The sequence below is a fragment of the Psychrobacter sp. 28M-43 genome (genome assembly GCF_014770435.1).
GTDB lineage: Bacteria > Pseudomonadota > Gammaproteobacteria > Pseudomonadales > Moraxellaceae > Psychrobacter.
In genome coordinates this window covers 2,956,165-2,979,311 of record NZ_CP061739.1, presented here as the reverse complement: position 1 = coordinate 2,979,311, position 23,147 = coordinate 2,956,165, and the positions used below count along the sequence as shown (strand labels likewise).

Annotated in this window: 19 protein-coding genes and 1 tRNA gene; 12 read left to right on the top strand and 8 right to left on the bottom strand. The window is 43.2% G+C overall.

Going from position 1 to position 23,147, the window contains the following annotated elements; translation table 11 throughout:
- Positions 1-217: 217 nt before the first annotated feature.
- From ftsL to IEE84_RS12460, 7 genes are all read left to right on the top strand, one after another.
- The gene (ftsL, locus tag IEE84_RS12490) at positions 218-700 is read left to right on the top strand and encodes a cell division protein FtsL (protein ID WP_057762053.1); all 483 of its coding nucleotides are present in this window, start codon (positions 218-220) and stop codon (positions 698-700) included.
- Complete coding sequence (locus IEE84_RS12485; RefSeq protein WP_057762051.1) at positions 697-2,787, top strand: peptidoglycan D,D-transpeptidase FtsI family protein; 2,091 nt, start codon at positions 697-699, stop codon at positions 2,785-2,787. The genes ftsL and IEE84_RS12485 overlap by 4 nt, the downstream gene beginning before the upstream one ends.
- A 66-nt stretch (positions 2,788-2,853) precedes the next feature.
- Positions 2,854-4,569 carry a UDP-N-acetylmuramoyl-L-alanyl-D-glutamate--2,6-diaminopimelate ligase gene (locus tag IEE84_RS12480; RefSeq protein ID WP_191114381.1) on the top strand — a complete coding sequence of 572 codons (1,716 nt, stop codon included), beginning with the start codon at positions 2,854-2,856 and terminating at the stop codon, positions 4,567-4,569.
- An 82-nt stretch (positions 4,570-4,651) separates the two neighbouring features.
- Positions 4,652-6,100, top strand: coding sequence for a UDP-N-acetylmuramoyl-tripeptide--D-alanyl-D-alanine ligase (locus IEE84_RS12475; RefSeq protein ID WP_191114380.1), 1,449 nt, complete (start codon positions 4,652-4,654; stop codon positions 6,098-6,100).
- Between the two features lie 3 nt (positions 6,101-6,103).
- Positions 6,104-7,222, top strand: coding sequence for a phospho-N-acetylmuramoyl-pentapeptide-transferase (gene mraY / locus IEE84_RS12470; RefSeq protein WP_057762045.1), 1,119 nt, complete (start codon positions 6,104-6,106; stop codon positions 7,220-7,222).
- 139 nt (positions 7,223-7,361) lie between these two features.
- Positions 7,362-8,309, top strand: a complete 948-nt coding sequence (locus IEE84_RS12465; RefSeq protein ID WP_191115486.1) for a putative RNA methyltransferase — start codon at positions 7,362-7,364, stop codon at positions 8,307-8,309.
- Positions 8,310-8,688: 379 nt separating this feature from the next.
- Complete coding sequence (locus IEE84_RS12460; protein ID WP_224737793.1) at positions 8,689-8,985, top strand: hypothetical protein; 297 nt, start codon at positions 8,689-8,691, stop codon at positions 8,983-8,985.
- 94 nt (positions 8,986-9,079) lie between these two features.
- On the opposite strand, the gene IEE84_RS12455 is transcribed toward IEE84_RS12460, so the two are convergent.
- A complete protein-coding gene (locus IEE84_RS12455; protein ID WP_191114378.1) occupies positions 9,080-9,799 on the bottom strand; it encodes a hypothetical protein in 720 nt (239 codons plus the stop codon).
- A 490-nt stretch (positions 9,800-10,289) separates the two neighbouring features.
- Positions 10,290-10,380 (bottom strand) — tRNA-Ser (locus IEE84_RS12450).
- Between the two features lie 177 nt (positions 10,381-10,557).
- Between IEE84_RS12450 and IEE84_RS12445 the strand changes: the two genes are divergently transcribed.
- The 3 genes from IEE84_RS12445 to IEE84_RS12435 all read left to right on the top strand — a co-directional run bounded on the left by IEE84_RS12445 (position 10,558) and on the right by IEE84_RS12435 (position 12,382).
- Positions 10,558-11,403: a DNA/RNA non-specific endonuclease gene (locus tag IEE84_RS12445; protein ID WP_224737792.1), complete on the top strand. Its 846-nt coding sequence runs from the start codon at positions 10,558-10,560 to the stop codon at positions 11,401-11,403.
- Between the two features lie 70 nt (positions 11,404-11,473).
- Positions 11,474-11,737 carry a hypothetical protein gene (locus tag IEE84_RS12440; protein ID WP_191114377.1) on the top strand — a complete coding sequence of 88 codons (264 nt, stop codon included), beginning with the start codon at positions 11,474-11,476 and terminating at the stop codon, positions 11,735-11,737.
- A gap of 261 nt (positions 11,738-11,998) precedes the next feature.
- Positions 11,999-12,382 carry a DUF2147 domain-containing protein gene (locus IEE84_RS12435; protein ID WP_191114376.1) on the top strand — a complete coding sequence of 128 codons (384 nt, stop codon included), beginning with the start codon at positions 11,999-12,001 and terminating at the stop codon, positions 12,380-12,382.
- Between the two features lie 199 nt (positions 12,383-12,581).
- Here IEE84_RS12435 and IEE84_RS12430 read toward each other — a convergent pair whose 3' ends face one another.
- From IEE84_RS12430 to IEE84_RS12415, 4 genes are all read right to left on the bottom strand, one after another.
- Complete coding sequence (locus IEE84_RS12430) at positions 12,582-13,844, bottom strand: ammonium transporter (protein ID WP_057762031.1); 1,263 nt, start codon at positions 13,842-13,844, stop codon at positions 12,582-12,584.
- A gap of 107 nt (positions 13,845-13,951) precedes the next feature.
- On the bottom strand, positions 13,952-14,290 hold the full coding sequence (locus IEE84_RS12425) for a P-II family nitrogen regulator (protein WP_010197981.1): 339 nt from the start codon (positions 14,288-14,290) through the stop codon (positions 13,952-13,954).
- Between the two features lie 479 nt (positions 14,291-14,769).
- Positions 14,770-15,624 (bottom strand): universal stress protein, encoded by an 855-nt coding sequence (locus tag IEE84_RS12420; protein ID WP_057762029.1) that lies wholly within the window; start codon positions 15,622-15,624, stop codon positions 14,770-14,772.
- A gap of 171 nt (positions 15,625-15,795) precedes the next feature.
- Entirely contained in the window at positions 15,796-17,295 is a 1,500-nt protein-coding gene (locus tag IEE84_RS12415; protein WP_057762027.1) for a SulP family inorganic anion transporter, read from the bottom strand.
- Positions 17,296-18,023: 728 nt separating this feature from the next.
- On the opposite strand from IEE84_RS12415, the gene murD reads away from it, so the two are divergent.
- Positions 18,024-19,448 carry a UDP-N-acetylmuramoyl-L-alanine--D-glutamate ligase gene (gene murD / locus IEE84_RS12410; RefSeq protein WP_191114375.1) on the top strand — a complete coding sequence of 475 codons (1,425 nt, stop codon included), beginning with the start codon at positions 18,024-18,026 and terminating at the stop codon, positions 19,446-19,448.
- A gap of 280 nt (positions 19,449-19,728) precedes the next feature.
- Positions 19,729-20,925, top strand: a complete 1,197-nt coding sequence (locus tag IEE84_RS12405) for an FtsW/RodA/SpoVE family cell cycle protein (protein ID WP_191114374.1) — start codon at positions 19,729-19,731, stop codon at positions 20,923-20,925.
- A gap of 128 nt (positions 20,926-21,053) precedes the next feature.
- Here the strand turns inward: IEE84_RS12405 and gluQRS are convergent, their stop codons facing one another.
- Together gluQRS and dksA are read right to left on the bottom strand one after the other, a co-directional pair.
- A complete protein-coding gene (gluQRS, locus tag IEE84_RS12400) occupies positions 21,054-22,049 on the bottom strand; it encodes a tRNA glutamyl-Q(34) synthetase GluQRS (protein ID WP_191115485.1) in 996 nt (331 codons plus the stop codon).
- A gap of 242 nt (positions 22,050-22,291) precedes the next feature.
- On the bottom strand, positions 22,292-22,729 hold the full coding sequence (gene dksA / locus IEE84_RS12395; RefSeq protein ID WP_057762021.1) for an RNA polymerase-binding protein DksA: 438 nt from the start codon (positions 22,727-22,729) through the stop codon (positions 22,292-22,294).
- Positions 22,730-23,147: the final 418 nt, after the last annotated feature.

Here is a 23,147-nt window from a genome sequence, read left to right as displayed (position 1 = left end):
GTATGACATATTGATAGCCATCAGTTGTAATGATTTATGGCTCCTGAATATATTAGCTATTGGATGTGTTTTTTACATTCGGTTTTTAGGTTTAGTTTTTACACTTATAAGTGTCTTTGGTTTTATATTTATCGATGGTACGACCGAATAATGACACGTTCATCTTTCGCAATCCGTTATCTACTCTATCGTTTACGTTCACCTTTTTGAGATCGTCATGGCAATATCTGACAAACCTGCGAATCGCCGCACTGCTACACCTTATAATACCGATGTCGGCGAGCTGTTCGTGCGCCGGTTTAATGTGGTGAGCATTTATGTAGTCGTGCTACTGTTATTGGCAGCCACGATTGTATGGAGTGGTATCAAAACTGCCGAAGAAGTTCAGCAATATCATCAGGACTACAAAACCTTGCAAGACATGAAAAAACAAGAACGTAAGCTACAAGTAGAGCATCAGCGTCTATTGATTGAGCAGCAAACCTTTAGCGCCACTCCGCAGATTGCCAGTCGAGCGGTTGCTGAATTGGGTATGTATTCGCCAACGTTAAAGGATAAGCTGATTATCCAGCCTGGTGTCGCTACTGCCTTGGTGCCAGTGGTTACGGAAGACTCAGATGAAGATATGTCTGACGTGATTGGGCCACGTGCCTCTACGGACATCTCTCCTGAAGAACCAGCGACGGAGGCAGGACAATGAGTGAGAAAAAGCCTAAATCCACCGCAAAAAACACTAGCAAGAAACCAGCCAGCGGCAAGGTAACCAAACCTCTCCGCCGAGCCAGTGCTGCTAAGTCTGGTCAAACAAGTAGCAAGCCTGATAAAGCTGCAAGTAATCGTAAGGCTAAATTGTTTGGTCGCATCAAAAAAAGCGACACCCAAGGCGCTTATACCAGTGTAAAAAACCGCAAAAGTAAAATGGTTTTTTCGAGCAAAGCGTCAGGTGCGTCAGCTCTTGGCGGTTTCGAACAAGACAAAAACCGTTTTCGTATGGTCTGGGGTCTAGCGCTGGTCATATTAGCGCTACTGATTAGCCGCGCCTATTATATTCAGGTTGCCAACGCACAGTTTTATCAGGATAAAGGTAATGAGCTCATTACCAGTGAGCGTACCCAAAAATCTTATCGCGGTATGATTACCGACCGTAATAATCTACCGCTTGCAGTCAGTGCGCCGCTCGCGACAGTTTCATTCAGTCCGCATGATTATTCTCGTGAATATTACGAGCTAAAGCGCATTATCATCACCAACCCTAGCAGTCCCCAATTACAGGCACGTATGCAAAAGCGTCTAGATAATATGGATCTGACAAAGCTAGCCGCTGCTGCCAATATCTCGGTCGATGAGTTGAAAAAAGTCACGGCTATTGATGACAGTATCGATGTGACCGATGAGAAAGCCGTAAAAGCGGCTTTGCCATCTGGCGCAGGCTCACACTATTTGCCACTGCTTAATAAAGTCACACCTGAGATTGCCCAAAGCGTCAGCTCACTTGATTTCCCAGGCGTCTACGAAAAGAATTTCTTTCAGCGTTATTACCCGCAGCCACAGTCTAATGCGCAGCTGCTAGGATTTATGGGTCAAAACGCCAAAGATCCTGAAGGCGGCTACGAAGGCCGTGCTGGTATTGAGCGTCAGTACGAAAAAGATCTGGCAGGTGATGACGGAAAAGTTTTGGTTCTAAAAGACGCCAAACAAAACAGCCTAAAAGAAATCAAACAAATCGAGCCAGAAGTACCCGGCAAAGATGTGGCATTGACGATTGATTCGCGCTTACAGTATTTGCTATATAAAGAGCTAGAAAAAGCTGGACGCTTACAAAAAGCACGTTGGTCCACGGGTATGATCGTTGACGTACAAACTGGTGAAGTGTTGGCATTATCAACATGGCCGTCATTTAACTCAAACAACCTTAATGAGATGACGGGTGAAAACCAGCGTAACCGCGCACTGTTAGATGTGTTTGAGCCAGGCTCAGTGATGAAACCGTTTACCGTTGCAGCAGCACTAGACTCGGGTAAATATACGCCAACGACTTTGATTGATACCAATCCCGGCTCGATTCGCGTACGTGGCTATACCATTCGAGATCATAATAATTTGGGTATGATTAACATGGCCACGCTATTACAGAAATCTAGTAACGTTGCCTCCACCAAGATTGCGCTATCACTGCCAGCCGATGCTATTAGTAATATGCAACGACAGTTTGGCTTTGGCTCAAAAACACCTTTGCAGTTCCCAGGTGAGGGTAGTGGTCTGATCGTCACGCCAAAAGAAAAAGAAACCTCGCGTCGTGCGACGGTTAGTTATGGTTATGGTCTACAAGTGACATTGGCACAGGTTGCACAGGCGTATTCAGCCCTAGCAGCAGGGGGAGTCATGCATCCATTAACTTTAATTAAAGATGACAAGTCGCAGCCAAGCAAACGCATTATGGCGCATGAGCAGGCAATGTCTATCGTACAAATGCTTGAGAGCGTGACTGAGCCTGGTGGTACGGCAAAAGCTGCTGCCATTGATGGGTATCGGGTGGCAGGTAAGACAGGTACGTCACGCCGTATCAATCCAGATGGTGGTTACTATACTGATCAGTATCGTAACGTCTTTGCTGGCATGGCACCTGCATCCAATCCAAAGCTGGTAGGCGTAATGCTTATCGAAGACCCACGTGGTCAGATTTATGCTGGTCTAACGGTCGCACCTGTCTTCCATAATGTGATGAAAGAAGCATTGCGATTGTATAATGTGCCTTTGGATAAGCCACTAAAAACGGAAGCGCAGTAAGCGTTCAATTATTTTAAATGTTCAGTTCTACTGAGCTGACACGTTTTAACTGTTTAGGATTTATCTATGACTATATCATCGCTAGATAGCGCTACTGTTACTTTACAACAGCTTATAAATGCCAATAAAAGCCAGCAGCAAAAACTGGCTGAGCAGCTTACAGCGATGATAGCAACATCGATTCAGGAAGCATCCAATCAAGCGAGTTTAGATCAAGCTCAATCTATTGCCCATATTCCTTTTCAACAGTTTCGCTTGGATAATCGCCAATTGGAAGCGAATGACGTATTTGTCCTGTTAAAAAGTCAAACAGCCAATTCTGAAAAAAGTCGCGATTATTTATTGCAAGCCGCTGAACAAGCCGCGTTTATTCTCTCAGAGATTGACCCTAGCGTTTTGCTTAGCGAAGCAAACAATCACTCAAATACCAGTAGTGAACCGCAGACAGATAGTATTGCTAATGCACCTCAGCAACTAGCAGCATTACCATGCCCTGTATTGTACGTTCCTAATATTCGCGACTTTTTGGGTAGCTTAATTCAAGCGCGCCTGCAATATCAGCAGCCAGTGACCCTACCGACCGTGGTTGCGGTGACTGGTACGAATGGTAAAACAACCATCAGCCAGTTAGTAGCACAGCTTATTCAGATGATGGGTCAGAGTAGCGCGGTGATGGGTACGGCAGGTAATGGTAGACTTGGCGCTCTGGTGCAAGCCAGTCATACCACGGGCGATGCGTTAGCTGTCCAACAGTTCTTACATCAGATGGGAACAGAGCAGGCAGAAATATTGGCATTAGAGGCTAGCTCTCATGGGTTGGATCAGCAACGTCTACAAGGGATGCCAGTCACTGTAGCGCTTTATACCAATTTGAGCCGTGACCATTTAGACTATCATGCTGATATGGCAGAATATGCCGCTGCCAAAGCCAAGCTATTTGATAAAGCGCATTTCCCAGATTTGACCCATGCCATTATCAACATCGATGATGAGCATGCTCAGGTTATGTTAGATACGGCAAACGTCAGCGGTTTGACGGTATGGACATACAGTTTGGATTCATTAAAAGCTGCTACTTTTGTTGCCGCTGATATTACGCCGAGTCTGCAAGGCGTCAAAATAAATCTGCGTACTGATTTTGGTGATGAGAAAGCTGACAACATAGAGATTGTCAGTCCATTATTAGGTCGCTTCAATGTAGCCAATTTGCTCGCAGCGATAGCAGCCGTCGTAGCACTTGATACTGACTTGGCTATGAATATCGAGCGTATTGCGCCTGCTGTTGCACAGTTGCAAGGTGCGGTTGGGCGTATGCAGCGTGTACCGTCAAATGACGGCTGCTTTATCGTTGATTATGCACATACTCCAGATGCTCTAAGCCAAGTGCTGGCAAGTTTAAAAACCCACTGTAAAGGTCAGCTTTGGGCAGTATTTGGTTGCGGCGGAGATCGTGATGCAGGCAAGCGACCGTTGATGGCGCAAGCAGGTCTGGCAGGTGCTGATCAAGTTATTTTGACCGCGGATAATCCACGTACCGAAGACCCAAATGTAATTTTGCAAGATATGCAGGCTGGTATGACAGCTGAGCAATATCAACGAACCCATATCGAGCCTGCCCGTCAGACGGCCATTGAATATGCAGTTAGTCACTCGGGTGTGGATGATATCGTGGTCATCGCAGGCAAAGGTCACGAAACCTATCAAGAGATTAATAACGTTCGCTATGATTTCGATGACAGTGTTGTTTTGCAGCAGGCATTGAGTCAAGCGGGACGTGTGTAATTGATAGGCTTTCGATACATGCATCAGTAAAAATCGATCATTAAATATAAAAATTAAGTAGTCATCATATAAGGTAATCATTATGACAGCCGACACCGATAATACTGCCCAGTCGCAAGGGCTCTATGTCTGGCAAATGGACAATCTGCTCGCAGCGACCACGTCGCTCGATGGGCATTGGCAACTACCACAAGGCCATGCAGCAGAGCAGACTGCTTTAGCCAGTAAGCGGATAGCCACTGATACTCGTACGATAAAGCCAGGCGATATATTTTTGGCGCTAAGCGGCGACAATTTCGATGGTCACGATTATATCGAGACAGCGATATCAAAAGGTGCAGTTGCCGCTGTTGTCTCGCGTCCTATCTTGTTGTCCGGCCCAAATGTTATTCCGCAATTGGTAGTCAGCGATACTCGTTTGGCACTAGGTCAATTGGCAGCGTATCGTCGTCAGCAGCATACAGATTTAACCGTGATTGCTATTACGGGCTCTAGCGGCAAGACCACTTGCAAAGAAATGCTAGGTAGTATTTTTGGTAGATTGGCACCGACTTTGATCACTCGTGGTAACCTCAATAACGATTTGGGTGTGCCAATGATGCTTCTTGAGCTATCAGATCATCATCGTTATGCTATTTTAGAATTGGGCGCAAACCATATTGGCGAGATTGCTTATACGACTGAAATTGTTCAGCCTGATGTGGCCTGTATCTTAAACATCGGTACAGCGCATTTGGGTGAGTTTGGTAGCCGTGAAGGCATCTGCCAGACCAAAGCAGAGATTTACCATACTTTGACGGACGTGCAGTTTGCGATTGTTCCTGATAAGGATGACTTTACCAATCAGCTACGCCGTATCGCTGAAAAGCATACCTCACATGTGATTGGCTTTGGTAATACGGATGTAAGCGCAAGCCATCTAGACGTAGAGCCTGAACGTAGCGAATTTAAGCTACATATCGGTAACCAAGTCCATGATATCAACTTGCCATTGGCAGGTGAGCATAATGTCAATAATGCCTTGGCTGCTGCTGCCTGTGCGCATGCGCTAAATATTGAGGTAAGTGACATTGTGATTGGGCTAGAAAATGCGCGTCCTGCTAAAGGTCGTTTAAATAGCCAAATACTTGGGATGCATCGTCTTATTGATGATACTTATAATGCCAACCCTCATTCGGTACGTGCCGCCGCCAAAGTATTGGCTGCGCAAACGGGCACGCAAGTCATGGTACTGGGCGATATCGGTGAGCTCGGTGAAGCAGCTATTAGTGAGCATCAAAGCTTGGGCCGTACTATTGCGACCACAGGTATCAACGTGCTGCTTTGTGTTGGCGAATATGCCCCTTATACCGTTGCGGGTGCGCAAGAAGTGTCTGATATCAGTGCTCATGCTTTTGCCGACAAAGACAATTTATTACAGTATTTACAGCCGTATTTGCAAGCGCAACAAGCTAAGCCTTGTACTGTGTTGTTCAAAGGCTCTCGTTCCATGGGAATGGAAACACTTATTCATGCGCTAGTAGAGGAGTAGGCGGTGTTAGTTTGGTTGTTCGGCTGGCTTGGCCAGTATTATACGCCGTTTTCTGCGGTTTCTTCGTTGACGCTGCGAGCATTGCTTGCCGTTGTTACCGCCCTTATGTTTAGCATGATGTTTGGTGGCCGTGTCATTCGGCACTTGCGTTCGCTCAAATATGGTCAGGCCATTCGTAATGATGGGCCTCAATCGCATTTAGCCAAGACGGGTACACCAACCATGGGCGGGGTATTGATCCTAAGCGCCATTGGCATATCGACGCTACTATGGGCACGATTAAACAATCCTTATGTTTGGATTTTGCTCGTGGTCATGGTTATCTTCGGCGCCGTAGGTTGGGCTGATGATTGGCTAAAAATTAAGTACAAAGATCCAAAAGGCTTAATCGCTCGCAAAAAGTATTTTTGGCTGTCTATGGGCGCGCTATTTGTCGGTGTTTCTTTGTACTATATCGCCACATTACAACCCGATATCAACACCACGCGTGAGATGCAGGATTTGCTATTGCCAGTATTCAAAGACTGGATGATTCCATTTTCAGCGGTGCCATTTGGTATTGGCTTTATCATCTTTACCTACTTTGTGATTAATGGTGCTTCTAACGCAGTCAATCTAACCGATGGTTTGGATGGTTTGGCGATTTTGCCAGTCGTTCTCGTCGCTGCAGGTTTGGGCGCGATGGCTTACGTATCAGGCGATGTACGCTTTGCTGATTACTTACATGTGCCTTATATTCCTTATAACTCCGAAGTCATCATCGTTTGTGGTTCAATGGTCGGAGCAGGCCTTGGTTTCTTATGGTTCAACGCGCATCCAGCACAAGTGTTTATGGGTGATGTTGGCGCGCTAGCACTGGGCGCGATGCTAGGTACTATTGCCGTGATGACCCGTCAAGAGATTGCCTTTGCGATTATGGGTGGTTTGTTTGTCGCAGAAGCGCTATCAGTGATGTTGCAAGTTGGCTCGTACAAACTGCGCAAAAAACGCGTCTTCCGTATGGCACCGCTGCATCATCATTTTGAGGAAATTGGCTGGAAAGAAACGCAAGTGGTGGCAAGATTTTGGATTATTGCAATTATTCTTGTCATCCTTGGGCTAATGACGCTAAAACTGCGTTAGGCTATAACCGCCAAATATCTATATAGATATCAATTTGCAAAAATCCAAAAAGCCGTTTCAATCGTGATTGAGACGGCTTTTTGTCGCTCAAGGCAGATGAATTTTGTTAAAATGCGAAGCATATTGCTATCACTTTGAGATGCCCGTGTCATTATTTATTTGTCCACTTTGTCAGTCACCACTACAGCCTGCCGCAGATACTTGGCGCTGTGATGGCAGTTTGAATTCCAAACAGACTTCACATCCTTTTGATGTAGCGCGTCAAGGCTATGTCAACTTACTGCCAGTACAACAGAAAAAGTCCAAAGCACCTGGGGACAGCCAAGAATCTATCGATGCGCGTAAACGGTTCTTGAATCATGGGCACTATGCCTTGCTCCAAAACGTAATTAGTCAAAAAATGACAGAATTGCTGTCTAACGATGAGTTCATAAACGAGCAAGATAGCAAGCCAGTCAGTTGGCTTGATATTGGCTGCGGAGAAGGCTATTACACGCAGGCAATGGCACAAATGGGGTTGAAGGTTATAGACACGCTGATAGCCGCTGACATCAGTAAGCCTGCAGTGGTTGAGCTGGCCAAAGTCAGTAAACTAGCAGGTCGTCTATGGTATCAGCCTCGCCAAGAAGATACTGCCAAAACGACAGCGGTCTATCCATTAGTGACCAGTGCTGCACATTTACCATTACGCCCGCACAGTATGACGGGTATTAGCAGTATTTTTAGCCCTATCTTGCCCGAGGCGTTTGATAATGTGTTGATGGATGGTGGCTATCTGATCATTGCCAAGCCTGATGTCGGGCATTTGGCAACGATGCGTGATGCGCTATTTGATGATGTGCGTGAGCATGATTCTGATAAATTCTTGCAAGAATTGGCACCGTATTTTACGTTGGTTGAGACTTGCCGTGTCAGTACGGATCTGACGTTATCCGCAGAGGATTTGGCTGATTTGATGACGATGACACCTTATGCGTACCGTGCCCGCAGCGAAAAAAGGCAAGCACTATTGGCCGCCGTAGAAACAGCAGCATTTAGCACAGAGGCAAAGTTTGTGGTTTATATTTTGCAGAAAACGTCTGTTTAGCACATTTAGAGCATAGCAGTATGGAGTATTGCTATGCTCGTGTTAAATATTAGCCAGCAACTTCACCGTTTCCGTATTTGCATTCTTCAACAATCAGCTAGTCATTCGCGTTTTTATAAATATCCTGTTTACGATGCTTACCGATAAAGCCTAAATACGCTGTCATTTAACCAAACATTACGCCAATACCTAATATGCCTTTAATTACGCATGCCCTCGTAACAATCGCAACCTTTCTTCAAGTTTCATAAATCTACTTAATACTAGAATCATTTATCATTCTCTTTGTCGATAGAGTAAAGCTTTATCACGATAGTTCATTTAACACTAAGTGAATTATCTATAACTACTCTAAATATGAATTCAAAGGAATAAAATGATGAAAAAGATACTAGTTAGTTCGATTTTAGCCGCTACTGCTTGTTTGTCGATGGTGGGTCAAGCCAATGCTGCACCTAATTTTAATAAGCATCATTCAGCTCAAACACAGCAACAAAAGCACAGCAGCAATAAAGCGAGTAATAACTATAAGCAAGCCAAAGCTAAGGCAGCAAAGTCACATCACAAAGCGAACGTAGTGGCTGCTAAGCACAAAGCAATAGCCAAAAATGCCCATGCTAAAAACAGCCACGACAAAAACGGTCATGATAAAAATAACCATGATCGTCGCTCGTAAAAACACGATTTTACCATCCAAAAATAGCGCCTTAATGAGGCGCTATTTTTTTGTTTTTATATGACGCTATTGATCGTTACTAATTGAGCAAATGCTACTGACTGATAAACGTCATTGATTTGGATGTGCCGCTTTTATTAGGCTGAGTAAGTGTGACTTTACTACTCAAAACATCGCCTTTAGCATTGATTTTATAGCATTCTGAGGACGTACCTGCAGCATCAGAAGTCAAAAGTAGATTGCCTGAGGTTTCTATACAGAGCCACGCCGTGCTATTCGTGTCTTGTGTGAGCGACCAGTCCTGCTTATAAGTGGCGGTTTTCTGACGCATACTGCTGTCAGCATATACGTTTTCAGTGATGAGCTGACTTGAGTCGCCCACCGTAGCTATCTTAGGGATACTCGTCGTTTGGTTAGCGATTGAATACTCACCCGTACTATCCGTAAAACCATGGAACACCAATGGATTTAGCGTAAAGTAATTGATAGCGACTGATTGATCCGTAATCTGCTGATTCACTGTGTTGATTGTACTGACTTCTGCACCTTGTACCATTTTATTATTAAAGCGCATGCTGCCTTTAGGGGTGATTTGAATATCTGCGGCTACGTTTTGGCCGCCGACAGTAGCTACCAGTTTTTCACTACGTTGTTTGGTATAGATATTGAGTAGGGCAGTCTCAACTGGATATTGAGTGACGACTTTATCAGAGCTGTTATTTTGATTGGTATTACCTGTTGCCATGCCGCCCATGCCAGTCGCGCAAGCACTCAACCCGAGTCCTGCTACGATACACATTCCTAGTGTTTTCATTATTGTATCCTTTAGTTTATTTAAATAAATACTACGGATATCTACTATAATCCAATTTCTGGACAATGGCACTTGCCGAGTATCAGAGACCCTATCGTTATTACATTTTTGTACGGAATAGCAATATTGACTAGCATTGATATAAAACTAGATTGAATGCTTAAAAAAATTAAAGCCTTTTTGTATAAAGGTTTAAGAAAAAAACTAAGCTATTAATAAAACGAATCTTAATAGAATATCGACTCATTTTATGAGTTACTCTCAGCCCATGGTACGAAATTTTTAGCTTGGTCAATTAATGTGTTATTAGAGTAGATATATATTTATTAGATTCAAACAACACACGGAATTAAGGCTTAAAAGGAATGCTTCAGACAGCAGTAGAGGATGAGTATAGACTGAAAGTCTTACTGTTAAAAAATATAAAGAATATTGAGAGAAGGGTAGAACAAGATAGAAAAGCTGAGATTTTGCTTAAGCAGAATAAGATTGGCGGTGAAGGAGGGATTCGAACCCTCGATACGCTATGAACGTATACACACTTTCCAGGCGTGCGGTTTCAGCCACTCACCCACTTCACCGTTTTTTGAACGCCTAAGTATAGCGGATACCATGTAGAATGTCACGACTTGCGCGCTATCTTTCTTTATTGGCAAGCGCCTGCTAGGATAGCAAGTATGTAACGGCAAGTATAAATGGTTGAAAGTTGAATGATAAGTTTTAGAAGGCTTAAGTACGGATGTAAGAATAGTGCGCTGATGGCAGTATTGCTTGTCGCGACGGGTATTACCCAGACACACGCTGATGATTTGACCCAGTGTAGCCAGTCTTTTTATGGGGGTGTTTATCCTGAATTTACCAATACCAAGTTAAAAACAAACACACAAGCGCTATGCATGGATGGCTTTGCGGTTATGTACTCGGGGGTATCGCGTACACCGCTCTGGTCAGCAGAGCATCTCGATCGCACGCGTCTACAACAAGCTAAGCAGATTGATCGTGAAGACAGCTTTCACGAAGAGAGTAAACTGCCAAAGTCAGCACGAGCCTCATTATCTGATTATTCAGGCTCTGGCTATGATCGAGGACATTTGGCACCCAATGCCAACATGGCCAATCGCAGCCAGCAGTATGATAGTTTTAGTTTAGCCAATATCGCTCCGCAGTCACCACGTAACAATCGCTACATCTGGCGTAATATTGAATCTGCCACTCGGTATTTAACGCAGCAATACGGTGAGGTGTATACCATCACAGGTGTGGCATTTACTGATAAAAAAACCAAGCAGCTCGCTAATCGCGTCCTTGTACCTAGCCATTTTTTCAAAGCTGTATATATCCCAGCAACCAATCAAGCAGGCGTGTATTACGCCCCAAATGATGAGTCAGAACGCATCGATGTGATCAGTATCGATGAGCTGACCACTGAGATTGGTATCGATGTATTACCTATGCTAGATAGTCAGTCCAAATCTCAAGCGTTTGATTTACCATTGAAGGCGGGTGAGAGCTCAGATACCCCTGAGGCACCTGTGGAGGAGCCTGAGTGGATGCTGTTTGTCTGGGCTATTTTAGAGTGGTTAATTGCACAATTACAGGCTTAAGCTGAAAGTAAGACTCTAAAATAGCCTAATTTTGGAAAATATAAATGTTACTGATAATAAGGATAATCAAATGATTGAGCCATTCGCCAACGACCATCAAAGCATGCAGATTGGTGATCTTGTCATTGAAAATCAAAAAGACAAGATTATTATATATGGTGATATTGATCTCACTTTTGATGAGTTAGGATACGCGCAAGCCCAACAGCTGTATGAGCTGTCGGGGAAAATCGTACAGGCATTTGCAGATAAAAATCTATATAGTAAGAATGATGCTGAGTCAAAGGAAAATGATGACCAATTAGATAAAGATATCGACAATCCTTTCCTATAAGTCTTTGATATGGTTTTATTTTTACAGAAATAAGAAACTGTAAAAAAATTACTAGGCAAAACCTAAAAATTGCTTATAATGAGTTAAGACATCGCTTGTGTCGCTCGAATCTTTAACCAAAAGCTTATAAGCTGTCATGGTAACTATCATTTAAAAAGGTCGAAACCGTAAAGCTCGTAATGAAAGGTTCTAGCAAAGGATAAGCATAGGACAACAGAAACATAACGTTTCGAGTAATCATTGTATGAAGGGAGTCAATCTATGAAATTATTTACAAAGACCACTTTAGCAGTTGCTGGTATTGGTATTGCTAGCATGGCATTCGCCGCTGACCCATTGGCCAACACTACTTGGCAGACATATGATGATGGTGAACCAAAAGGTACGGTAAAAATTACTGAGTCAAATGGTGTTCTGACCGGTACTCTTATTGCTGCTAACACTGCGAAAGGCAAAAAGCACGTTGGTACGACCGTTATTAGAGGTCTAAAAGCTGACGGTGGTGGTAAATATAGTGGTGGTACAATTACTGATCCAGCAAAAGGTAAAGACTATCGTATGACTGCAAGCTTAAGCGGCAACACATTAAAGCTAAAAGGCTATATCGGGCCATTCTCTCGTAGCCAAGAGTGGAAAAAGAAATAAACTAAAAAGTTAGTCTTAGCTTAATATAGAAAATCCCGCGTTACCGAAAGGTCTCGCGGGATTTTTACGTTTTAGATTTAAGCTTATATTTCATATCTTCAATAGGCGAGAACTTTAAACACTAAAATTATAAACGCCGATACTACAGTAGGTAGTATCAGCGCATTTAACAGCAGTCTTTAGCTTACTTGAAAGGAGCTTATCTTATAAATTCTGGGTAAGCTTCCATACCACATTCTGCAATATCAGCACCTTCGTACTCGTCTTCTTCAGAGATACGTAGACCGATAACCAGCTTGATGATAGACCAAACCACTAGGCTGGCAATGAACACCCAAGCAAAGATGGTTGCAGCACCCACAATCTGACCGATAAAGGTAGATGCTGGGTTAGTGATAGGTACGATTAGTAGACCAAATAGACCGACCACACCATGAACTGAGATTGCACCAACTGGATCATCAATTTTGATTTTGTCTAAGGCTAAGATTGATAGCACTACAATGATACCGGCGATAACACCGAAGATAGTGGCTTGTAGTGCAGAAGGGGTTGAAGGCTCGGCAGTAATGGCTACTAGACCTGCTAATGCACCGTTTAAGAGCATGGTTAGATCCGCTTTACCAAAGATGATGCGAGCTAAGATTAAGGCACCGACAGCACCGCCAGCAGCAGCAGCATTAGTGTTCAAAAATACCATTGCAACAGCATTAGCACTAGCGATGTCGCCTAATTTAAGCACTGAACCACCGTTGAAACCGAACCAACCCATCCACAAGATTAGTGTACCGAGTGCCGCCAATGGTAGGTTGGCACCAGGAATAGCGCGTATCTCGCCGTTAGGGCCATATTTACCTTTACGTGAGCCTAATAGTAGTACACCTGCTAGAGCTGCTGCAGCACCAGCCATATGTACAATACCGGAGCCTGCAAAGTCAGAGAAGCCCATGTCGCCTAGGTTGAATAGACCAAAGACATCGTTGCCGCCCCATGTCCAGCTACCTTCTAGTGGGTAGATAACACCAGTCATGACCACAGCGAATAATAAGAATGACCACAGTTTCATACGCTCAGCAACAGCACCTGATACGATTGACATACAGGTTGCTACAAAGACCACTTGGAAGAAAAAATCTGATGCGGCAGAGTAGACAGAGTCGCCACCGAAGCCATTTTCAGCAGAGGCTGCTAAGGCGTCTTCTACTAACGTATCACCGCCTGCAATTCCGCTTAAGAATAGATCGCCACCATACATAATCGCATAGCCGCATACCATATACATGATACTAGCCGTTGCAAATAGTGCGACGTTTTTAGTTAAGATTTCGACTGTATTTTTTGATCGGACCAGTCCGGCCTCTAACATAGTGAAGCCTGCTGCCATCCACATGACCAACGCACCACATATCAAAAAGTAAAACGTATCGAGCGCATATTGGAGCTCAAAAATTTGACTTTCCATTTAAATTCCCCCTTGAATTTATAATATAGATATCGGCATTACCGATAGATAAAAATGCTGTAAGAGTCTGTACCTATAAGTTTATGCCCGTAGGTAGGTCTTCAAATTTAGATAGCGTCAGGTCCTGTTTCACCCGTACGGATGCGGATAACTTGCTCAAGTGCAGTGACGAAAATCTTGCCATCACCAATCTTACCAGTGCTAGCGATACGAGTGATTGCCTCGATAGCAGGCTCAACCATTTCGTCGATCACAGCGACTTCGACTTTTACTTTAGGTAAAAAGTCCACCACGTATTCTGCGCCGCGATAGAGCTCTGTATGACCTTTTTGACGACCGAAACCTTTGACTTCAGTGACAGTGACACCTTTAACACCGATGTCGGAAAGCGCTTCACGCACGTCGTCGAGCTTAAACGGTTTTAAGATCGCAGTGATTAGCTTCATAAAAAATTCCTTATTTGTGTGATGCCGCAGATTGATAGAAGTACTATGGTGCATCATCATATCTCTGCCTTGCTTACTGTAAGTTATTCAAGAACCATGCCAACCTACTCAAGGGGGGAGGTAGAACTGGCGTTGTTCATTAAAAAGTAATGACAGTAGTAACATAGAGTATGGGCTACGATGCAACGATTAGAGCCATCGCTACAAGCATAATAAAGGTGAATCAATCTTTAGCGTTTGGTTAACGAAAACTTTATTATAACCAACTTTTTGAGTGCTTGGGGAGGCTATCCCTTTATTTCATGTGACGATTTGCTAACTTGAGTTTGGTCGTTAGCTTGGCCTTTTCATGCAAGCGTATCAAAGATGAATGGCGCGAAGGTAGAGAGAAAATAGATATAAGCGTCAGAGCCTAACATAGTAGTCAGACCCCTGCGCTTAGGTAGATAAAGGGTTTGGACGTGTTTATATATACGTCGTTATGCTTTAGGAAATAGTAGATAAGGGGTTTTTGTACTGACCAATAGCTTTTTAGTGTCGCTACCTTGTAGTAATTCGCGTAGACGAGATTGGCCAAAAGCCCCAGTCATAAGTAAACCGATATCATGTTGGTTTTGATAGTAGTTCAAAGCTGCTGCAACATCACGGCAGTCAAGCAATGTCTTTTTGGATTTAATACCCGCCTGTTTGAGTTTGGCGTAGGCTTCACGCAACGCATCACAGTTATCAGAAGTCTCCTTGCCAACCATCACAATATGAACCGTTAGTGCACGCACCAGTGGCGTTTTGCACAGCCAATTTAGTAGTTTATGGCACGTTGGACTGTTATCAAACGCAAATAAAGCGGTAGTAGGGGGCAAAAATGGTGCATGTGTCACCAAAATGGGGCAGTGACTGACTCGAATGAGTTGGCTCAGTGTTGATTTGCAAGTGACATGATGACCTATAACGATCATTTGTGCTTTGTCATCAACGTAATCAATACTTTGATTGAGGTTCTCATGACGATGCAATGTGTATGTCTTTAGCTTATGACGTTGCTGCTCACAATACGAGGTTGCTTGAGATAATAACAATCGGCCCTGTGCTTTTAGCTCACAGTTGCTCAGATGCTCTTTGGATGTGAACTGTTCGAGCAAAGCATTTTCGTCATCAATATTGAGGCAACCAGAATAATTAATAGCGGCTTTTTGCTGCAAGCTTGGCATCGAGTGCAATAAGCCAACAGGCGCGCGCAGGCGAATAGAAGCCCACATACTGGCCTCTAGTACCGCTTGAACATGATCAGGACAGTCCAAGCAAGCAATCACACTATCTGGTTTTAAATTACTCATAAAACGACCACATCATTTTAATAAAAATCGGCTATCTCAGTTTAGGGTTGGCGTATGCAAAATACATCCAACCCTTTTACCAATATAACTGTCTATTAATATCCGATATATTAGCCATAGACTAATAATATAGCCACATGGCAACCGCGTAGATTCGCTTAGCAGTTTCGCTTAGTCTAACAAGCCAATGTCTCGGCGGTCATGAACAGAGAAGCGATCAATCAGTGTTCGACTCGCATTGTTGAGTCCTACCACTTTGACATCAATGCCTTCACGTTGCAAGCGCATCACTAGCTTGTCCAAGGTATCAACAGCGCTGACATCCCAGAAATGTGCTTGGCTTACATCAATCTGAATACTATCTACAGCCTCTTTGGTATCGAAACTATGCAAGAACTGGGTGGTAGAGGCAAAGAATACCTGCCCTTGAACATAATAGTAGCGGGTATTGCTGCTGTCATCATATTCACTAAAGATGGTTAGGAACTGACCAATTTTATTGGCAAATGCCAAGGCAGATAGCAAGACACCTACGCCCACACCGTAAGCTAAGTTGTGAGTAAAGACAGTAGTCAATACAGTCGCTAGCATGACAATATTGAACGACATTGGATGCGTTTTAAACTCGCGAATAGACTGCCAGTTAAACGTACCAATCGATACCATAATCATGACTGCAACTAGGGCTGCCATTGGAATCTGACTGACCCATTCGCTCAAGAATACTACCATGATAAGAAGAACAACACCGGCCATCAAGGTAGATAGACGCGTACGACCACCCGATTTGACGTTGATCATTGACTGACCAATCATCGCGCAGCCTGCCATGCCACCAAAGAAACCTGATACGACGTTGGCCATACCTTGACCACGACACTCTTTGTTTTTATCACTTGGGGTATCAGTCAGTTCATCGACGATCGTCGCTGTCATCATAGATTCTAAAAGACCAACGATGGCAAGCGCGATAGAATAGGGTGCAATAATCAGCAAGGTATTTAGGTTTAATGGAATGTCAGGTAACAAGAATACTGGCAATGAATCTGGCAAATCACCCATGCTGCCAACATTACGGATATCAAGATTCATATACATTGCAACAGCGGTCAAACCTACAATACAAATAAGCGGTGAAGGAACGATGCGACCGATTTTAGGAATAAGCGGAAACAGATAAATAATCGCCAAACCAGCTGCCGTCATGATATAAACGGTCATGCCAACACGTTCAGTCATCGGGTTCAGTTCTGGTAATTGCGCAGCAAAAATCAATATTGCTAGAGCATTGACGAAACCGATAACCACTGAGCGGGAGACAAAGCGCATCAGATTACCAAGCTTTAGAATGCCCATCACGACCTGAATGGCACCGCAAAGCAAAGTTGCGGCAAGCAAATATTGCAGACCGTGGTCAGCAACCAAATCGACCATGACCAATGCCATAGCGCCAGTTGCTGCCGAAATCATACCTGGACGACCACCGACAAAACTGATCACTACCGCGATACAAAATGAGGCATATAAGCCAACCTTTGGATCAACACCAGCGATAATGGAAAAGGCAATAGCTTCTGGAATAAGGGCTAGGGCTACAACCAAACCCGATAAAACGTCACCGCGAACATTGGAAAACCACTCGTCACGCAAGTTATCAATAAAAGATGTCATAAGTAAACTACATAGGGTTAGAGGCAAAAAAAGTAATCATTACTCATTTATAAAATGATCGCGTCGCTAATAATAGCTATTCATTTTTCTTTTACTTCAACATGCACTAGGTCATGTTGCTGTGTTGGATTGTGAGAAACTAATAACCAAGATATCTAACTAATAACCAAGATATCTAACTAATAACCGAGGTATCTAACTAATAATCAAAGTATCTACTGATTTTTTTGGTCTCAAAAATACGATCATCAATAATCAATACGATGATAAGGGCAGTAAATTACCTAAAAATATTTTTTAAAAGATTGCTTAAAATAGGCAACTAGATAGATGTACCTACAATAATATATAGAGTCAGCAATCACTTGCTGTAGTAGAAGGTGATATATCACTCGTCAAATTATCAAAATTGTCTGATACACCCTTATCACAACAAGAATCGTTGATGAAGAGGCGTGACAATAGCGCGATAAATGTGACAACATGCTAAACTAAAATGCTTGAGCAATGTGCTCAGCAAAATACTGATAAATATTAATCAAGCTAACTATTATAGCATTAGCCACTTAATATAAAAACAGGCGAATAATAGCATAAACTCATAAAAAATCAGTACCGAAATCTGAACGATGGCGTTAAGATGCTGCATATCTTAGCGGCGTCGATTAGATTCGCTATATAGCAGATTTATTTGATACAACTTTTCTCGTTTAATAGAAGGAATAGATATGACCACTCATACAGCAACAGAAGCCTTACTTCATAAGGGTAGTGGTCTACAAGTCGTGGTAGGTTTGGGGCAGTCTGGATTGTCAGTCGCGCATTATCTGGCCAAGCAAGGCTATCAAGTCGCAGTCACTGATGCTCAAGTTACCCCTAAATTGGCCGATCAGTTGCCAGCCGAGATAGAGATTCGTCAGTTTGGTGGGATAGATGCCGATTTATTGCAGCAAGCGGCACGTATTATTATTAGCCCAGGTATTTCTCTTGAGACTACCGCTGTGGCTGCTGCTCGCCAAGCCAATATTCCTGTAGTTAGTGATATTCAACTGTTCTGTGAAGCGTGTACCGTACCCATCGTAGCGATTACAGGTTCTAATGCCAAAAGTACGGTCACTACGTTAGTTGGTCAAATGGCGGCAGATGCTGGCGTTAATGTGGGTGTTGGTGGCAATATCGGTGTGCCAGCTTTAACATTGCTAGACAATCCTGATATGGAGCTTGCGGTGCTTGAGCTGTCTAGCTTTCAGTTAGAAACCGTCACTAACTTGGGCGCAAAAGTAGCGACTGTGCTCAATATGTCGCCTGATCATTTAGATCGTCATGGAGATATGCTTGGCTACCATCAAGCCAAACACCGTATCTTCCAAGGTGCCAAGTCGGTGATGATTAACCGCGAAGATGCACTGACTCGTCCATTGGTCGCAGACAACCTACCGAGAATTAGTACCGGTATTCATGCCCCTGATAAAGGTCAGTATGGTCTGATTACCGACACAGAAGGCCAAACTTATCTTGCTCGTGGTACAGAACGATTACTGTCGGCAGACAAACTGTTGATTAAAGGTCGTCATAATCTACTGAATGCGCAAGCAGCTCTGGCCCTTGGTGAGCTTGCAGGATTACCGCTAGAGAGTATGTTGACCACTTTACAGCAGTTCTCAGGCCTTGAACACCGTTGCCAATATGTGGCAAATGCTGCTGGTATTGATTATTTCAATGATTCTAAAGGCACCAATATTGGTTCGACCATGGCTGCTATCGAAGGCTTGGGTGCAGTCTATGCACCAAAAGACGGTAAGCTATTATTGATCTTAGGCGGGCAAGGTAAAGGGCAACAGTTTGGTGAATTAACGCCTTTTATCAATCAATACGTGAGCCAAGTCTTGTTCATTGGTGAAGATGGCCAGCAGATTGAAAAGCACCTAAGAGCTGCAAAACTGAGTGATGATGTTGCGCTACATCAGTGTCAGACATTAGAGAATGCATTTGCGACTATTCAACAAGTTACTACCAGTAGTTTATCGCAAGTGCAGGCTGTGTTGTTGTCACCTGCCTGTGCCAGCTTTGACCAATATAGTGGTTATGCGGCTCGCGGTGAACACTTTAGCCAACTAGTTAATCAATTAGACACCGCACAATCAGAAGCTTAATAGGTAGTCGAATATATTAAGCAGCTATATAGATTGGCATAGCAGATGTCTCTTCTCTAGCAACAGCCAGTATTTTCTGGATAAATGATTGTTTTGCTTATAGATTGCTGCTACTGTCAAGCATATAATCCTGATTACTGAAATAGGTGCTAGCTAAGGCGTTTGCCAATGGTTAAAGGTTTTCTATCACCATCTATTTAGTACGATTTATTTTATGATTTTTTAAACGGTGGCGTTTCATAGACGCCGTGTTTTTTCGTTTGTTAGTGTATATAAAATTATGGCGCTCTCTTCTTTTTTTCGTTCCTCGCTCCAAACCAAGCAAACCTCTGGCTCAGACGGTGTTCTGTCTATGCCGTCAGCGCGCGCAATTTTATTATCTAGCGTCGGCTGTATGATGGTGCTTAGTCTGCTGATGGTTGCTTCTGCTTCTATTCCTTTTGCGCTTAGCCGCGGTATGACAGAGCTGTATTTTTTCAAAAACCAGCTGTTGTATATGACGATTGGTTTAATCGTTGCGGTTATTCCTTATTATGGCGTGTCTTTACGCACCCTATATAAGACCGAGACCCAGTTTGCTTTGTTAGGTATCACAGGGCTATTACTTGTTGCCACGTTGTTTAGTACACCAATTAATGGCTCTAAACGCTGGCTTACGGTAGGCGGTTTTAACTTTCAGGTAGCTGAGTTAGCCAAACTGGTCATGATTGTGTTTGTATCTGACTTCGTGGTGCGCCGATCTTTTGAAGTTCGTAATGGCCTAGATGGTTTTTTGCGAATTATGCTGGTAGTGGCGCTGATAACGATACTGTTATTGTCGCAGCCGGATTTTGGTTCTTTTGTCGTCATTATTGGTACGCTGTTCGCGATTTTTTATATCGCTGGGGCACCTTATAAGCATTTCTTAGCATTGGGTGCTGCTGCTGTTGGCGGAGCTGTATTGATGGTGACTACGGCAGAGTACCGACTGGTGCGTGTGATGTCGTTTATGGATCCATTTGACGATGTGCAGGATACTGATTATCAGCTGGCACGTAGTTTGATCGCCTTTGGTCGTGGGCAGTTCACGGGTGTTGGCTATGGCGAAAGTGTACAGAAACTGTCGCATTTGCCTGAGGCGCATACGGATTTTTTATTAGCCATTACGGGTGAAGAGTTAGGGTTCGTCGGTGTCAGCATGGTACTGATACTTGAAGCGTTGATCATCGGTAGTGCGATGCGTATCAGTTACAACGCGCTAAAACGTCGTCAAATGCGCATGAGCTATACCGCTTTTGGTATTGGTGTGGTGTTTATTGCCCAGACGATTATTAACGCTGCAATGAATATGGGCGCCATTCCAACCAAAGGTCTGACTATGCCGTTCTTTAGTTATGGCGGATCGTCTATGTTGATTAGCTTGGTTATGGTCGCGCTATTATTGAAGATATATAAAGAAAGCCCTGAAATAGAAAAAAGCCAATGCCGTTATTACTAATAGGCTCTATATATAACAGTCTCTGCATAGATTCAGATTTTAGGTAAATAGTGTTTAGTATTATTGCAATAAAAAGCGTCACTCATAGTGGCGCTTTTTATTGTCTATTTATAGCTTTTGAACTCTTATTAATAGGACAAGTTTAATTGCTGCTTGCCTTGTAGTGGGGTATTGTCCCATTGCGCAATGGCTTGTTTGAGCATGTTTTCTGGGGTATCGATATCGACCTTTGCTTGCTGTAATAGTGATAAGGCTTCAGCAATAAGTTGACTCGGGTCTGATGTGTCGATGGGTTGAGCAAGGTTTTGCTTAGAGAGTTTTTGGCCGTCAGCATTATTAATCAATGGCAGATGATACCATTGGTCAATAGTGGGTAGTCGCGCGGCTTGCATGATACCGATTTGCGCGGTCGTCATAGGTAGAATATCAAGACCACGCATGATATGAGTAACCTGCTGTAGACCATCATCGAGACTGGCTGCCAGTATGTAATTAATCATGCCATCTTGACGACGAGCAACCATATCGCCTAACGTCTGCTGCGGATTATCCCATTGTAGTCCTTGAATACCATCATTGAACCCAATCCGATAGTCTGGTAGTTGAATACGTAGCTTATGCTGCTGTCTATCAAGGTCAGCTGCCACACAGCGACGTGGATAGCGCTGCCGATTTGGCTGTACTTGGTCAATTGATGAAACTTGTTCGTTTAATGATATCTGATCAGTTGGCGCAGCTAAGCTGGCACGACTATGGTTTCTACTTATCTCTTCTTGCGCCCAGTACTGTTCTAAGTCTTTACGGGAGCATTGGCAGCCATAGGTCAATGGTCGCAGGTATGATGATAGATAATCGTTATAGATATCAATGCGCTCAGACTGATAAATAATATCACCATCCCAATGCAATCCAAGTGCCTCAAGATCCATCAAAATTTGCTCAGTGAACTGCCTGTCACAGCGTTCAGTATCGGTATCTTCCATACGCAAAAGCCACTTGCCACCGATTGATTTGATATGGCAAAAGCTGGCAAGTGCAGTCGTTAAAGAGCCGAGATGTAACTCACCCGTTGGTGAAGGCGCAAAGCGGCCAATGGGCTGTGATGGTGGCGTTTGAGTCGGCATGGCGGTAGGTATTGTTTTCAAAATAAATGGCTGTCTATAAAAGGTAATAAAGATAGAATAATAAATATGAGTATCAAAAGATATTCATTAAATGAGATTGTTTTGTTAGTTGTATCATTATTCTAGTGATTATATCTTTTGAAGTAGTGCTATTACGTTAGCAAAGTAATGAATATCTAAAATACAAAAAGCGACCTATTATAAGGTCGCTTCTGCTTACATTCATATCTGTAATATCTGATCTAAGCGCCTTGGTTTTGACGTTCTTTGATTTCAGATAAGGTTTTGCAGTCGATACATTGAGTAGCGGTTGGGCGTGCTTCAAGGCGACGTAATCCAATCTCTACACCACAAGTCTCACAAAATCCATAGTCGTCATTTTCGATTTCTAACATAGATTTGTCGATTTTGCGGATAAGTTTGCGCTCACGGTCACGAGTACGTAATGCCAATGCAAACTCTTCTTCTTGAGTGGCACGGTCATTGATGTCTGGCATGGCGCTTGACTCATCTTGGATGTAGTTTTTAGTACGATCCGCTTCGCCAATCAGTTGGTTTTTCCAATCCAATAAAATAGCCTTAAAGTGCTCCAACTGCGCATCAGACATATACTCTTCGTCTTTGGCCGGCACATAAGGAGTAAATTTAACTTCACTCGGATTCGTGGTCAGGGTGCTCATATGGGTATCCTACTTTTTCAAATTAATTCAATAAAACGACGTATCAAAAGACAAGACGTTATTAATGCTACAAACGCTACAATTTGTCCTTTTATCAAACGTTTCACCACTTGGTAATACAAGTAACACAGCTGATCAAATAATATCGTAGACTTTATATACTGACAGTTATATACCGATTGTTAGATAGGTTGTTATATAAACTTCGGTTTCAATAATACTGTCTAAAGCATGCCATAGGTCATTGATTGTGAAAACTGAGCTTGTGGTTAATGGGCCATCCTAGCTATCGTGCAGTGACTTCATATTAGATATTGGGCCACCCTTGCTTTATTTCATAAGTTGTATCATTGTTTGTAATAATAATGAAGTGATTTTTTATATTGAATGCATATTTTATTTGTTCATCACTGCATTT